General features: G+C 57.7%; 14 protein-coding genes. 11 read left to right on the forward strand and 3 right to left on the reverse strand.

Annotation, left to right across the window (positions count from 1 at the left end):
- Positions 1–102: 102 nt before the first annotated feature.
- The gene (locus PMI30_RS28970) at positions 103–537 is read right to left on the reverse strand and encodes a YhcB family protein (RefSeq protein WP_007905278.1); all 435 of its coding nucleotides are present in this window, start codon (positions 535–537) and stop codon (positions 103–105) included.
- A 145-nt stretch (positions 538–682) separates the two neighbouring features.
- Here PMI30_RS28970 and PMI30_RS28965 point away from each other — a divergent pair, with 145 nt between their 5' ends.
- The 3 genes from PMI30_RS28965 (at position 683) to zapE (ending at position 3,892) form a co-directional block, all read left to right on the forward strand.
- Entirely contained in the window at positions 683–1,327 is a 645-nt protein-coding gene (locus PMI30_RS28965; RefSeq protein ID WP_032834655.1) for an alpha/beta hydrolase, read from the forward strand.
- 24 nt (positions 1,328–1,351) lie between these two features.
- Positions 1,352–2,707, forward strand: coding sequence for a tryptophan--tRNA ligase (locus PMI30_RS28960; RefSeq protein WP_008004985.1), 1,356 nt, complete (start codon positions 1,352–1,354; stop codon positions 2,705–2,707).
- 90 nt (positions 2,708–2,797) lie between these two features.
- Complete coding sequence (gene zapE / locus PMI30_RS28955) at positions 2,798–3,892, forward strand: cell division protein ZapE (protein WP_008004987.1); 1,095 nt, start codon at positions 2,798–2,800, stop codon at positions 3,890–3,892.
- Positions 3,893–4,087: 195 nt separating this feature from the next.
- Here the strand turns inward: zapE and PMI30_RS28950 are convergent, their stop codons facing one another.
- Positions 4,088–4,984 (reverse strand): GlxA family transcriptional regulator, encoded by an 897-nt coding sequence (locus PMI30_RS28950; RefSeq protein ID WP_173667540.1) that lies wholly within the window; start codon positions 4,982–4,984, stop codon positions 4,088–4,090.
- Positions 4,985–5,228: 244 nt separating this feature from the next.
- Here PMI30_RS28950 and PMI30_RS28945 point away from each other — a divergent pair, with 244 nt between their 5' ends.
- Entirely contained in the window at positions 5,229–6,365 is a 1,137-nt protein-coding gene (locus PMI30_RS28945; RefSeq protein WP_008004989.1) for an acyl-CoA dehydrogenase family protein, read from the forward strand.
- A gap of 134 nt (positions 6,366–6,499) precedes the next feature.
- Here the strand turns inward: PMI30_RS28945 and PMI30_RS28940 are convergent, their stop codons facing one another.
- Positions 6,500–7,540 (reverse strand): NADP(H)-dependent aldo-keto reductase, encoded by a 1,041-nt coding sequence (locus PMI30_RS28940; RefSeq protein ID WP_008004991.1) that lies wholly within the window; start codon positions 7,538–7,540, stop codon positions 6,500–6,502.
- Positions 7,541–7,785: 245 nt separating this feature from the next.
- Between PMI30_RS28940 and rplM the strand changes: the two genes are divergently transcribed.
- From rplM to PMI30_RS28905, 7 genes are all read left to right on the forward strand, one after another.
- Positions 7,786–8,214, forward strand: coding sequence for a 50S ribosomal protein L13 (gene rplM, locus PMI30_RS28935; protein ID WP_007905295.1), 429 nt, complete (start codon positions 7,786–7,788; stop codon positions 8,212–8,214).
- A 14-nt stretch (positions 8,215–8,228) separates the two neighbouring features.
- A complete protein-coding gene (gene rpsI, locus PMI30_RS28930; RefSeq protein WP_002555064.1) occupies positions 8,229–8,621 on the forward strand; it encodes a 30S ribosomal protein S9 in 393 nt (130 codons plus the stop codon).
- A gap of 267 nt (positions 8,622–8,888) precedes the next feature.
- Positions 8,889–9,482: a ubiquinol-cytochrome c reductase iron-sulfur subunit gene (gene petA / locus PMI30_RS28925; RefSeq protein WP_007905300.1), complete on the forward strand. Its 594-nt coding sequence runs from the start codon at positions 8,889–8,891 to the stop codon at positions 9,480–9,482.
- On the forward strand, positions 9,482–10,693 hold the full coding sequence (locus PMI30_RS28920) for a cytochrome b (protein ID WP_008004994.1): 1,212 nt from the start codon (positions 9,482–9,484) through the stop codon (positions 10,691–10,693). Before petA ends, PMI30_RS28920 begins: the two co-directional genes overlap by 1 nt.
- On the forward strand, positions 10,693–11,475 hold the full coding sequence (locus PMI30_RS28915; protein ID WP_008004996.1) for a cytochrome c1: 783 nt from the start codon (positions 10,693–10,695) through the stop codon (positions 11,473–11,475). Before PMI30_RS28920 ends, PMI30_RS28915 begins: the two co-directional genes overlap by 1 nt.
- Positions 11,476–11,625: 150 nt before the next feature.
- Positions 11,626–12,243: a glutathione S-transferase N-terminal domain-containing protein gene (locus tag PMI30_RS28910; protein ID WP_007905304.1), complete on the forward strand. Its 618-nt coding sequence runs from the start codon at positions 11,626–11,628 to the stop codon at positions 12,241–12,243.
- Between the two features lie 16 nt (positions 12,244–12,259).
- Positions 12,260–12,673: a ClpXP protease specificity-enhancing factor gene (locus PMI30_RS28905; RefSeq protein WP_008004998.1), complete on the forward strand. Its 414-nt coding sequence runs from the start codon at positions 12,260–12,262 to the stop codon at positions 12,671–12,673.
- Positions 12,674–12,692: the final 19 nt, after the last annotated feature.

Below are 12,692 nucleotides of genomic sequence, written 5' to 3' on the forward strand. Positions count from 1 at the left end.
GCCTGCTCGCGATGGGGCCAGTACAGGCCATCAAATCAGAAACAAAAAAAGCCCTCGAACAATCGCTTGTCCGAGGGCTTTTTTGTGTCGCGCGAAACCTGATTACTTCTTCAGGCCGTAATGCTCATCAAGCATGCCCGGCGCATTCGGGGCTTTGGGGGCGTAGTCGCGAGGCGGTTCCTGATCGCGCGGTGGCGTCAGGCGTTCCCGTGGAGCCTGCGCCGCGTCGGCGTGCAAGGCAGCCAGCAAGCGTTGGCGAGTCTGCTCGTCCAGGGCCAGACGGTTGGCGCCCTCGGCGAGATGATCCTGCACTTCCTGATAGCTCGCAGTCAGTTTCTTGACCAGGTTTGCAGTGCTGTTGAAGTGGGTGACCACTTCGTTCTGATAACTGTCAAAACGTTCCTGAATGTCATCCAGCTGACGTTGCGTGCTGCTAGGCGCGGCATTCGGCACCAGGCGAGCGATCAGGAATCCAATGGCGACACCCACAACCAGGGCAAGAGTCGGCAACAACCAAACTAAGAGCGAGTGTTCCACGAGTCCTTCCTCTATAAACGGCTTTGCTTTACGTTAACGGCTCGAACCTGCGCTGTATACCGCGATTCACTCGCAATAGAATTGGCACAGACAATTGGCTAGACGAGTTGACCCGATTCGAGGTCACGGAGTTCCTTCCTTGCTTATGCGCGAAACCCCTGTAGTGATTGATGGCCCGGTCGGCCAACTGGAAGCCCTGTACTTAAATAGCGAGGGGCCGGATAACGAGCAACCCCGCGGCCTGGCGCTGATCTGCCACCCGAATCCGGTGCAGGGCGGCACCATGCTCAACAAAGTCGTCTCGACCTTGCAGCGCACCGCGCGCGACGCCGGTTTTATTACCTTGCGGTTCAACTACCGTGGCGTCGGCACCAGTGAAGGTTCGCACGACATGGGCACTGGCGAAGTCGACGATGCCCAGGCGGCGGCTGAGTGGCTGCGGGCCAAACATCCTGACTTGCCCCTGACCCTGTTCGGTTTCTCCTTCGGCGGATTTGTTGCCGCAAGTCTCGGCGGACGCCTGGAAGCCAAGGGTGAGCAACTCAAGCATTTGTTCATGGTCGCGCCCGCTGTCATGCGCTTGGGCGATCAGGATCAACTGCCGCAACAAGGCACATTGACCCTGATCCAGCCGGAAACCGACGAAGTCATCGATCCGCAGCTCGTTTACGACTGGTCCGACGCACTCGATCGCCCCCATGAGCTGCTGAAAGTGGCAGAATGCGGACACTTTTTTCATGGCAAGCTGACCGATCTCAAGGATCTGATCCTGCCGCGTCTTTCGAATTGATTGCAGTCTGACAAGCGATTACCCATGACGACTCGTACCCGTATCCTCACCGGCATTACCACCACCGGCACGCCGCACCTGGGCAACTACGCCGGCGCCATCCGTCCGGCGATCGTCGCCAGCCGTGACAGCAATGCCGATTCGTTCTACTTCCTGGCTGACTACCACGCCCTGATCAAATGCGATGACCCGCTGCGCATCCAGCGCTCGCGTCTGGAAATCGCCGCGACCTGGCTGGCCGGTGGCCTGGATGTGGACCGCGTGACGTTCTATCGCCAGTCCGACATCCCGGAAATCCCCGAGCTGACCTGGCTGCTGACCTGCGTGGCCGCCAAGGGCCTGCTCAACCGCGCCCATGCCTACAAGGCCTCGGTGGACAAGAACGTCGAGACCGGCGAAGACCCGGACGCGGGCATCACCATGGGCTTGTACAGCTACCCGGTGTTGATGGCGGCGGACATTCTGATGTTCAACGCCCACAAGGTGCCGGTCGGCCGTGACCAGATCCAGCACGTGGAAATGGCCCGGGACATCGGCCAGCGCTTCAATCACTTGTTCGGCCAAGGCAAAGAGTTCTTCACCATGCCTGAAGCGCTGATCGAGGAAAGTGTCGCCACCTTGCCGGGCCTCGACGGTCGCAAGATGTCGAAGAGCTACGACAACACCATTCCGTTGTTCAGCAGCGCCAAAGAGATGAAAGACGCGATTTCGCGGATCGTCACCGACTCCCGTGCCCCGGGTGAAGCCAAGGATCCGGACAACTCGCACCTGTTCACCTTGTTCCAGGCTTTCGCTACGCCGGCACAATCCGACGAATTCCGCAGCGAATTGCTCCAGGGCCTGGGTTGGGGCGAGGCGAAGAATCGTCTGTTCCAACTGCTTGACAGCGAATTGGGCGAGTCCCGCGAGCGTTATCACCAGTTGATCGAACGCCCGGCGGATCTGGAAGACATGCTGCAGATCGGCGCCAAAAAGGCCCGCTCGGTGGCGACGCCGTTCCTCCACGAACTGCGTGAAGCGGTCGGCCTGCGTTCTTTCGTCGCTCAGCCCCAAGTCGCAGCAACCACCAAGAAGAAAGCCGCGAAAGCCGCGCGCTTCGTCAGCTTCCGTGAAGACGACGGCAGTTTCCGCTTCCGTCTGCTGGCGGCCGATGGTGAGCAACTGTTGCTGTCGCGCAACTTCGCTGACGGTAAAACCGCAGGGCAAGTGACCAAGCAACTGCAATCCGGTCAAGCCTTGGACGTGCGCAGTGAAGAACTGAGCTTCAGCGTCTGGCTGGAAGGCGAGTGCGTTGGCGACAGCCCGGCCTTCGCCGACAGCGCTGCTCGCGATGCGGCCATCGGCGCGTTGCGCATTGCGCTGACACCGGTTCAGGAATAATCAACGGCTCGGTCCGACCAAGGGCCGATTGCCATTCCCACGGGCCGTCGCTACAGTGACGGCCCGTTTTTGTTGCCTTGCTAACGAATTATGACGCCCCTAGAACGATATCAAGCTGATCTGAAACGCCCGGAATTCTTCCATGACGCCGCGCAGGAAACTGCCGTGCGCCATTTGCAGCGCCTGTACGACGATCTGGTCGCGGCCTCGCAAAACAAACCGGGCCTGCTCGGCAAACTGTTTGGCAAGAAGGATCAGGTGCCGGTCAAGGGCCTGTACTTCTGGGGCGGCGTGGGTCGCGGCAAGACCTACCTGGTCGACACCTTCTTCGAAGCGCTGCCGTTCAAGGAAAAGACTCGCACTCACTTCCACCGCTTCATGAAGCGCGTGCATGAAGAGATGAAGACCCTGGGTGGCGAGAAAAACCCGCTGACCATCATCGCCAAGCGTTTCTCTGACGAGTCGCGAGTGATTTGTTTCGATGAGTTCTTCGTTTCCGACATCACCGACGCGATGATTCTTGGCACGTTGATGGAAGAGTTGTTCAAGAACGGCGTGACCCTGGTCGCGACGTCGAACATCGTGCCCGACGGCCTGTACAAGGACGGCCTGCAGCGTGCGCGCTTCCTGCCGGCCATTGCGCTGATCAAGCAGAACACCGAGATCGTCAACGTCGACAGCGGCGTCGACTACCGTCTGCGTCACCTCGAGCAAGCGGAACTGTTCCACTTTCCGCTGGATGATGCTGCCCAGGAAAGCCTGCGCAAGAGCTTCCGGGCCTTGACGCCGGAATGCACAGCCGCCATCGAGAACGACGTGCTGGTGATCGAGAACCGTGAAATCCGTGCCGTGCGCACTTGCGATGACGTGGCCTGGTTCGACTTCCGCGAACTCTGCGACGGCCCACGCAGCCAGAACGATTACATCGAACTGGGTAAAATCTTCCACGCCGTGTTGCTCAGCAATGTCGAGCAGATGAGCGTCACCACCGACGACATCGCCCGACGCTTTATCAACATGGTCGACGAGTTCTACGACCGCAACGTGAAGCTGATCATTTCCGCCGAAGTCGAGCTCAAAGACCTCTACACCGGCGGTCGCCTGAACTTCGAGTTCCAGCGCACGCTTAGCCGCCTGCTGGAAATGCAGTCACACGAGTTCCTGTCCCGGGCGCATAAGCCGTAGGATATTTCGGAAAATAAAAAGGGCCTGCATTTGCAGGCCCTTTTTCGTGCGCTGTAGAAACTCTCTGGCACACCAAGATCCCTGTGGGAGCGAGCCTGCTCGCGATTGCGGTGTGTCAGTCACATCAATGTTTAATGTGATACCGCTATCGCGAGCAGGCTCGCTCCCACATGGGATGTGTGTTGTATTTGAGTATTACGCCGCTTGCTGAAACTGCTGCCGATACTGGTTCGGCGACAATTCGGTGTGCTGGCGGAACAGTCGCGCAAAGAAACTCGCATCGTCGTAACCGACTTCATAGCTGATGGTCTTGATGCTTTTGCGACTGCCGGACAACAAGCCCTTGGCCGTTTCAATGCGCAGCCGTTGCAGGTAATGCAGCGGTTTGTCGCCGGTGGCGGTCTGGAAGCGGCGCATGAAGTTGCGGATGCTCATGCCGTGTTCGCGGGCCACGTCTTCGAAGCGGAACTTGTCGGCGAAGTGTTCTTCGAGCCAATGCTGGATCTGCAGGATGATCACGTCCTGATGCAGTTTCTGCCCGCCGAAACCGATCCGCCCCGGCGCATAGCTGCGCTGTACTTCGTAAAGAATGTCGCGGGCCACGGCTTGGGCCACGTTTGCGCCGCAAAAACGCTCGATCAAGTAAATGTAGAGATCGCAGGCCGAGGTGGTGCCGCCGGCGCAATACAGGTTGTCGGCGTCGGTCAGGTGTTTGTCCTGATTGAGCTGGACCTGCGGGAAGCGCTCGGCAAACGCATTAAAGAAACGCCAGTAGGTCGTCGCTTCCTTGCCATCGAGCAACCCGGCCTCGGCCAGCCAGAACACGCCGGTGGCCTCGCCACACAACACGGCGCCGCGTGCATGCTGCTGACGCAGCCACGGCAGGACCTGTGGATAACGTTTGCAGAGGGTGTCGAAATCGTCCCAGAAGGCGGGAAGGATGATGACGTCGGCATTTTCCAGGCCGCCGTCCACCGGCATGATCACGTCGCTGAAGCTGTTCACCGGTTTGCCGTCGGGGCTGACCAGGCGGGTTTCAAACGCCGGTGTCAGGCCGTGGCCCAGTTGTTTGCCATAGCGCAGGCTGGCCAGATGGAAGAAATCCTTGGCTTGCATGAGGGTGGAAGCGAAAACCCGGTCGATAGCCAGGATGCTGACGCGCCGCAAGGGCGTGGAGACTTGGTTAGACATAATTCAACTTTATTCTTATAGGGGAAAGTGGTCACCAGACGGCTGGATCGTCTTATTTTTTGTCGGATGTGTCCAGTGTCCTGTATCGGAAGCGAGGCTTAGTCTCTAAAGGTCAATTCCGCTTAACAATAACGACAGGTGCCGCATGATCCCCAGAACCTTGTTCAGCTCCGAGCACGAACTTTTTCGCGACAGCGTGCGAACGTTCCTCGAAAAAGAGGCCGTGCCGTTTCATGGGCAATGGGAAAAACAAGGCTATATCGACCGCCAACTCTGGAACAAGGCAGGGGAGGCGGGGATGCTCTGTTCGCATCTGCCGGAAGAATACGGCGGGCTGGGGGCAGACTTTCTCTACAGCGCGGTGGTGATCGAGGAGGTCGGCCGCCTGGGGCTGACCGGCATCGGCTTTTCTCTTCATTCGGATATTGTTGCGCCTTACATCCTGCATTACGGCAGTGAAGCGCTGAAACACAAATACCTGCCCAAACTGGTGTCTGGTGAGATGGTCACCGCGATTGCGATGACCGAGCCGGGTGCCGGTTCCGACCTGCAAGGGGTGAAGACCACCGCTGTACTGGATGGCGACGAATACGTGATCAACGGTTCGAAGACCTTCATCACCAATGGTTTTCTGGCTGACCTGGTGATCGTCGTGGCCAAGACCGATCCAAAGGCAGGGGCGAAGGGTACCAGCCTGTTTCTGGTGGAGGCCAATACGCCGGGCTTCGCCAAGGGCAAGCGTCTGGAAAAGGTCGGCATGAAGGCTCAGGACACCTCGGAGCTGTTCTTCCAGGACGTTCGGGTGCCAAAGGAAAACCTGCTGGGCCAGGCCGGGATGGGCTTCGCTTACCTGATGCAGGAATTGCCGCAGGAGCGTCTGACGGTCGCGGTAGGTGGCTTGGCGTCAGCTGAAGCGGCGTTGCAATGGACACTGGATTACACCCGTGAGCGCAAGGCGTTCGGCAAGGCCATCGCCGACTTCCAGAACACCCGCTTCAAACTCGCTGAAATGGCGACCGAAATCCAGATCGGCCGGGTTTTCGTCGATCGCTGCCTGGAACTGCACCTGCAAGGCAAGCTCGACGTGCCGACAGCGGCAATGGCCAAGTACTGGGGCACTGACCTGCAATGCAAGGTGCTCGATGAGTGCGTGCAGTTACATGGCGGTTACGGGTTCATGTGGGAATACCCGATCGCCCGGGCGTGGGCTGATGCGCGGGTGCAGCGGATCTATGCCGGGACCAATGAGATCATGAAGGAGATTATTGCGCGGTCGCTTTAATGGCGTAGTGAGTTCGCGATCGCCTTCGCGAGCAAGCCCGCTCCCACAGTTGATCTGCGTTGATGCACTCATTTGTGATCGACACAGACCCCATGTGGGAGCGGGCTTGCTCGCGAAGGCTTTTCACCTGTCAATCAAGGTGCAGGATTGGGCTGATCCTGGTGAATCGCCTCGATCCCTGCCAACACTTCGTCGGAAAGTTTCAGCTCGAAGCTGGCAATGTTGCTGTCCAGTTGCTCAAGCGTGGTGGCGCCAATGATGTTGCTGGTGACGAACGGTTGCTGTGTGACGAATGCCAGTGCCATCTGTGCCGGGTCCAGGCCGTGTTCACGAGCCAATGCCACATAACGGCTGCACGCCGCTTCCGATTGCGGATTGAAATAGCGGCTGAAGCGGCTGTAGAGGCTCAGGCGACCTTTGGGCGGGCGCGCGCCACCTTCGTACTTGCCCGACAGGAAGCCGAACGCCAGTGGTGAATAGGCGAGCAGACCGCACTGTTCACGGATGGCGATTTCCGCAAGGCCCACTTCGAAACTGCGATTGAGCAGGTTGTAGGGGTTCTGGATCGAAACGACGCGCGGCCAGCCACGGGCTTCGGCGAGGGCGAGGAAACGCATGGTGCCCCACGGGGTTTCGTTGGACAGGCCGATGTGGCGGATCTTGCCGGCCTTGACCTGTTCGTCCAGTGCTTCGAGGGTGTCTTCCAGCGGCGTCAGGTTGGCTTCAATTTTATGTTTGTAGCCCAACTGACCGAAGAAATTGGTGCTGCGTTCCGGCCAGTGCAGTTGATACAGGTCGATGTAGTCGGTTTGCAGGCGCTTGAGGCTGGCATCCACGGCTTCAGTGATGTGCTGGCGGTTGTGTCGCAGGTTTTTGTCGCGGATGTAGTCGATGGTGTTGCCGGGGCCCGCGATCTTGCTCGCCAGGATCCAGTCGGCGCGATCGCCGCGACTTTTGAAGTAATTACCGATGTAGCGCTCGGTGGTGGCGTAGGTTTCGGCCTTGGGCGGCACCGGGTACATTTCGGCGGTATCGATGAAATTGATGCCCGCGCTCTTGGCCCGTTCGATCTGGGCGAAGGCTTCAGCCTCGCTGTTTTGCTCGCCCCAGGTCATGGTGCCGAGGCAGATTGCACTCACGTTCAGGTCGGTACGGCCTAGCTGGCGATAGTCCATCGGGTGCTCCTTGGGCAAAACAATCATAAAAGCAGGTTGAATTATTTTTCGCAATCTGCATAATTGCGCACCTCTTTCTGCAGTGGAAGTGATGCGCCGCCGCCGAAGAATCTTGCCGTTGAACGGACGCGCCGACCCGAGCCCCCGAAAGCGTCTGTATCCGGCTGCCTTTGACTTGTCAAAGTACGCACTATTCAGTAAGATCCGCCGTCTAATTTACAGGGCGGCCCCTGAGGCTATAAAGAATGAAAACTTTTACTGCTAAACCGGAAACAGTACAGCGCGACTGGTTTGTCGTCGACGCTGCAGGTCAGACCCTGGGTCGTCTGGCCACCGAAATCGCGAGCCGTCTGCGTGGCAAGCATAAAGCTGAGTACACTCCTCACGTTGACACCGGCGATTACATCGTCGTTATCAATGCCGAGCAGATTCGTGTAACCGGTGCTAAAACCACCGACAAAATCTACTACTCCCACTCCGGTTTCCCGGGCGGCATCAAGTCGATCAACTTCGAAAAGCTGATCGCTAAAGCCCCTGAGCGCGTGATCGAGACCGCGGTCAAAGGCATGCTGCCTAAGAACCCGCTGGGTCGCGACATGTATCGTAAGCTGAAAGTCTATGCGGGCGCTGTACACCCTCATACTGCTCAGCAGCCCCAAGAACTGAAGTTTTAACGGAATAGTTCATTATGTCGGCGACTCAAAATTACGGCACTGGCCGTCGCAAGACCGCAACCGCACGCGTTTTCCTGCGTCCGGGTACTGGTAACATCTCCATCAACAACCGTTCGCTGGATAATTTCTTCGGCCGCGAAACTGCCCGCATGGTAGTTCGTCAGCCGCTGGAATTGACTGAGACTGTCGAGAAGTTCGACATCTACGTCACCGTGATCGGCGGTGGTGTAAGTGGTCAAGCTGGCGCAATCCGCCACGGTATCACTCGCGCACTGATGCAGTACGACGAAACCCTGCGTGGCGCTCTGCGCAAAGCTGGCTTCGTTACTCGCGATGCTCGTGAAGTTGAACGTAAGAAAGTTGGTCTGCGTAAAGCGCGTAAGCGTCCGCAGTACTCGAAGCGTTAATTCGCTTTCACGTTCAAAAAGAACGCCCAGTTTCCTCGCGAAGCTGGGCGTTTTTTTATGGGCGTGATTTATCAAGGAATTGCGCTGTGACAACTTGCCACATCCGCAGAGGCCCTATACTGCAAGGCTTGGCAGTGGAGCCCCTCGGTAATTACCTTGTCAGAATTGGGGCTTTTCATTACCATTCGGCAAAATTTTTATAAGTTCAGATTTTTACTTAGTAGACGCCTGATTTAACAGGCCACAAAGCTGATGGGAGAGGACTGAATGAGCAATGACGGCGTGAATGCAGGCCGGCGTCGCTTCTTGGTAGCAGCCACATCCGTGGTGGGTGCTGCAGGAGCGGTGGGGGCTGCGGTCCCGTTCGTGGGGTCATGGTTTCCCAGTGCCAAGGCGAAAGCCGCAGGTGCACCGGTGAAAGTGAATGTCAGCAAAATCGAGCCAGGTCAGCAGATGATTGCTGAGTGGCGCGGCCAGCCGGTGTTCATTGTCCGCCGTACCGAGGAAATCCTGGGGAATCTGAAAAAGATCGAGGGCCAGCTGTCTGACCCGACCTCCAAGAACTCGACGCAACCGACCTATGTCGACCCGGAGACGCGTTCGATCAAGCCAGAAGTTCTGCTGCTGATCGGTATCTGCACACACCTGGGTTGCTCACCGACTTTCCGTCCAGAAGTGGCACCTGCAGACCTGGGCAAGGATTGGGTAGGGGGTTATTTCTGCCCTTGCCACGGTTCTCACTACGATTTGGCTGGCCGCGTCTACAAGTCGCAACCTGCGCCTTTGAACCTGCCAGTTCCCCCGCATTCCTATGAGACCGATGACATCATTGTCATTGGCGTCGATACGGAGAAAGCGTGATGAGCAAGTTCATGGATTGGGTTGATGCGCGCTTCCCCGCGACCAAAATGTGGGAAGACCATCTCAGCAAGTACTACGCCCCGAAGAACTTCAACTTCTTCTACTTCTTTGGCTCCCTGGCACTGCTCGTTCTGGTCAACCAGATCGTTACCGGTGTCTGGCTGACGATGAGCTACACCCCATCGGCGGAAGAAGCGTTTGCTTCCGTCGAATACATCATGCGCGACGTCGAGTACGGCTCGATCCTGCGTCTGCTGCACTCCACCGGCGCTTCGGCGTTCTTCATCGTGGTCTATCTGCACATGTTCCGTGGCCTGCTCTACGGTTCGTATCAGAAGCCGCGCGAGCTGGTGTGGGTGTTCGGCATGCTGATCTACCTGGCGCTGATGGCTGAAGCCTTCATGGGCTATCTGCTGCCGTGGGGCCAGATGTCCTACTGGGGTGCCCAGGTGATCATCTCGCTGTTCGGTGCGATCCCGGTCATCGGTAACGACCTGACCCAGTGGATCCGCGGTGACTACCTGATTTCCGGTATTACCCTGAACCGCTTCTTCGCCTTGCATGTGGTTGCCCTGCCGATCGTGATCCTCGGTCTGGTGGTGGTGCACATTCTGGCACTGCACGAAGTCGGTTCGAACAATCCGGATGGCGTCGACATCAAGAAACACAAAGACGAAAACGGTGTACCGCTGGACGGCATTGCCTTCCACCCGTACTACACCGTGAAGGATATCGTCGGCGTGGTGGTGTTCCTGTTCATCTTCTGCTCGATCGTATTCTTCTTCCCGGAAATGGGCGGCTACTTCCTCGAGAAGCCGAACTTTGAAGTGGCGAACGCCTTCAAGACCCCTGAGCACATCGCTCCGGTCTGGTACTTCACACCGTTCTACGCGATTCTGCGGGCGGTTCCGGACAAGCTCCTGGGCGTTATCGCCATGGGCGCGGCCATCGCTGTGCTGTTTGTCCTGCCTTGGCTGGATCGCAGCCCGGTCAAGTCGATGCGCTACAAAGGCTGGCTGAGCAAGATCTGGCTCTGGGTGTTCTGCATTTCGTTCGTGATTCTGGGCGTGCTGGGCGTGTTGGCCCCAACTCCAGAGCGTACGTTGCTGTCGCAGGTTTGTACGTTCCTGTACTTCGCCTACTTCATTCTGATGCCGTTCTACACCAGGCTCGAGAAGACCAAACCGGTTCCGGAAAGGGTGACTGGCTGATGAAAAAGCTATTTGCTGTACTGATTCTTGCGGCGATGCCTGTGCTGTCCTTTGCGGCCGAACACGGTGGTCCTGAGCTTGAGAAGGTCGACATCGACGTTTCCGACAAGGCTGCCATGCAGGACGGCGCACGTACGTTCGCCAACTATTGCATGGGCTGCCACAGCGCCAAGTTCCAGCGCTACGAGCGTGTTGCCGATGACCTGGGCATTCCTCACGAGCTGATGCTTGAGAAGCTGGTGTTCACCGGCGCCAAGATCGGTGACCACATGAACATCGGCATGCAGCCGGCTGACGCCAAGACCTGGTTCGGTGCGGCGCCGCCCGACCTGACGCTGGTGGCTCGTGTTCGTGGCACAGACTGGCTCTACGGCTATCTGCGTTCATTCTACGAAGACCCGTCGCGTCCTTGGGGCGTGAACAACAAGGTGTTCCCGAACGTCGGCATGCCTAACGTTCTGGTCGGCCTGCAGGGTCGTCAGGTGGTAGGCTGTAAACAAGTTCAAATCGTCGAAGACGGCAAGAAGCAATACGATCCGCTGACCGGCACCGCTTTGACCCATGAAGCCTGCGATCAACTGACGGTATTGCCGAAAACCGGCACGCTGAACGAAGAGCAGTTCGACGAGAAGGTCAAGAACCTGGTGACCTTCCTGGCCTACTCGGCCAACCCGGTGAAGCTGCAGCATCAGCGCATCGGTACCTATGTGTTGCTGTACCTGGCGTTCTTCTTTGTATTCGCTTACTTGCTCAAGCGTGAATACTGGAAAGACGTCCATTGATAGAACTGTAAGCCATTGCTGTTAATCGCGCGCGCCCAGGGGCGTCTCTGAAGGTGTAACGAGTCTGGTGATCCAGGCGTTACGGGAGGCGCCCTCTGGGCGCGCGTGTTTTTCCGTTTCCGATAATTTCAACAAGCGAGGAGGACCGCCATGGGCGTGACCAATCGGTTGGCCTGTTACTCCGACCCCGCCGACCACTATTCCCACCGAGTGCGCATCGTACTTGCAGAGAAGGGTGTCAGCGCCGAGATCATTTACGTGGAAGCTGGTCGCCAGCCGCCTAAACTGATTGAGGTGAACCCTTACGGAAGCCTGCCCACCCTGGTCGATCGTGACCTGGCGTTGTGGGAGTCGACCGTGGTGATGGAATATCTGGATGAGCGTTACCCGCACCCGCCACTACTGCCGGTTTATCCTGTGGCGCGTGCCAACAGCCGTCTGCTGATTCATCGCATTCAGCGTGACTGGTGTGGTCTGGTGGATCTGATTCTGGATTCGCGGACCAAGGAAGCAGCCCGTGTCGTGGCTCGTAAAGAGCTGCGCGAAAGCCTGACAGGCGTGTCGCCGTTGTTCGCCGACAAGCCGTTTTTCCTCAGTGAGGAACAAAGTCTGGTGGATTGCTGCCTATTGCCAATACTCTGGCGATTGCCGATTCTGGGTATTGAACTGCCGCGGCCTGCCAAGCCGCTGCTTGATTATATGGAGCGCTCGTTTGCGCGTGAGGCTTTCCAGGCGAGTCTGTCTGGTGTCGAACGCGATATGCGCTAAGGCTTAAGGAGCCGCTATGAACTCCAGTCGACCTTATCTGGTCCGCGCGCTCTACGAGTGGATTGTGGACAACGATTGCACCCCGCACATGCTGGTTAATTCCGAGTATCCATCGGTGCAGGTGCCTCAGGGTTTTGCCAGTGACGGACAGATTGTCCTGAACGTTTCCCCGGCGGCCGTGCGTCATCTGCACATGGACAACGAGGCAGTCAGTTTCGAGGGGCGCTTCGGTGGCGTGCCGCATACCCTGTACGTGCCTATCGCATCGATCCTGGGCATTTACGCCCGGGAGAACGGTCAGGGCATGGTGTTCGATATGGAATCGCCTCTGGAAGACGAGGAAGAGATCGAGCCGGATGATGATGTTCCGCCACCCGACAGTGAGCCGCCGCGTCCCAGCGGTCGACCAAGTTTGAAGGTGGTGAAGTAATAAAAAAGGCGATCCGAAT

The sequence above is a fragment of the Pseudomonas sp. GM50 genome (assembly GCF_000282375.1).
Classification (GTDB): Bacteria; Pseudomonadota; Gammaproteobacteria; order Pseudomonadales; family Pseudomonadaceae; genus Aquipseudomonas.

Coding starts and splice junctions, on each gene's coding strand:
- PMI30_RS28965 (WP_032834655.1), top strand. CDS start 683: ATGCGCGAAACCCCTGTAGTGATTGATGGCCCGGTCGGCCAACTGGAA.
- PMI30_RS28960 (WP_008004985.1), top strand. CDS start 1,352: ATGACGACTCGTACCCGTATCCTCACCGGCATTACCACCACCGGCACG.
- zapE (WP_008004987.1), top strand. CDS start 2,798: ATGACGCCCCTAGAACGATATCAAGCTGATCTGAAACGCCCGGAATTC.
- PMI30_RS28945 (WP_008004989.1), top strand. CDS start 5,229: ATGATCCCCAGAACCTTGTTCAGCTCCGAGCACGAACTTTTTCGCGAC.
- PMI30_RS28940 (WP_008004991.1), bottom strand. CDS start 7,540: ATGGACTATCGCCAGCTAGGCCGTACCGACCTGAACGTGAGTGCAATC.
- rplM (WP_007905295.1), top strand. CDS start 7,786: ATGAAAACTTTTACTGCTAAACCGGAAACAGTACAGCGCGACTGGTTT.
- rpsI (WP_002555064.1), top strand. CDS start 8,229: ATGTCGGCGACTCAAAATTACGGCACTGGCCGTCGCAAGACCGCAACC.
- petA (WP_007905300.1), top strand. CDS start 8,889: ATGAGCAATGACGGCGTGAATGCAGGCCGGCGTCGCTTCTTGGTAGCA.
- PMI30_RS28920 (WP_008004994.1), top strand. CDS start 9,482: ATGAGCAAGTTCATGGATTGGGTTGATGCGCGCTTCCCCGCGACCAAA.
- PMI30_RS28915 (WP_008004996.1), top strand. CDS start 10,693: ATGAAAAAGCTATTTGCTGTACTGATTCTTGCGGCGATGCCTGTGCTG.
- PMI30_RS28910 (WP_007905304.1), top strand. CDS start 11,626: ATGGGCGTGACCAATCGGTTGGCCTGTTACTCCGACCCCGCCGACCAC.
- PMI30_RS28905 (WP_008004998.1), top strand. CDS start 12,260: ATGAACTCCAGTCGACCTTATCTGGTCCGCGCGCTCTACGAGTGGATT.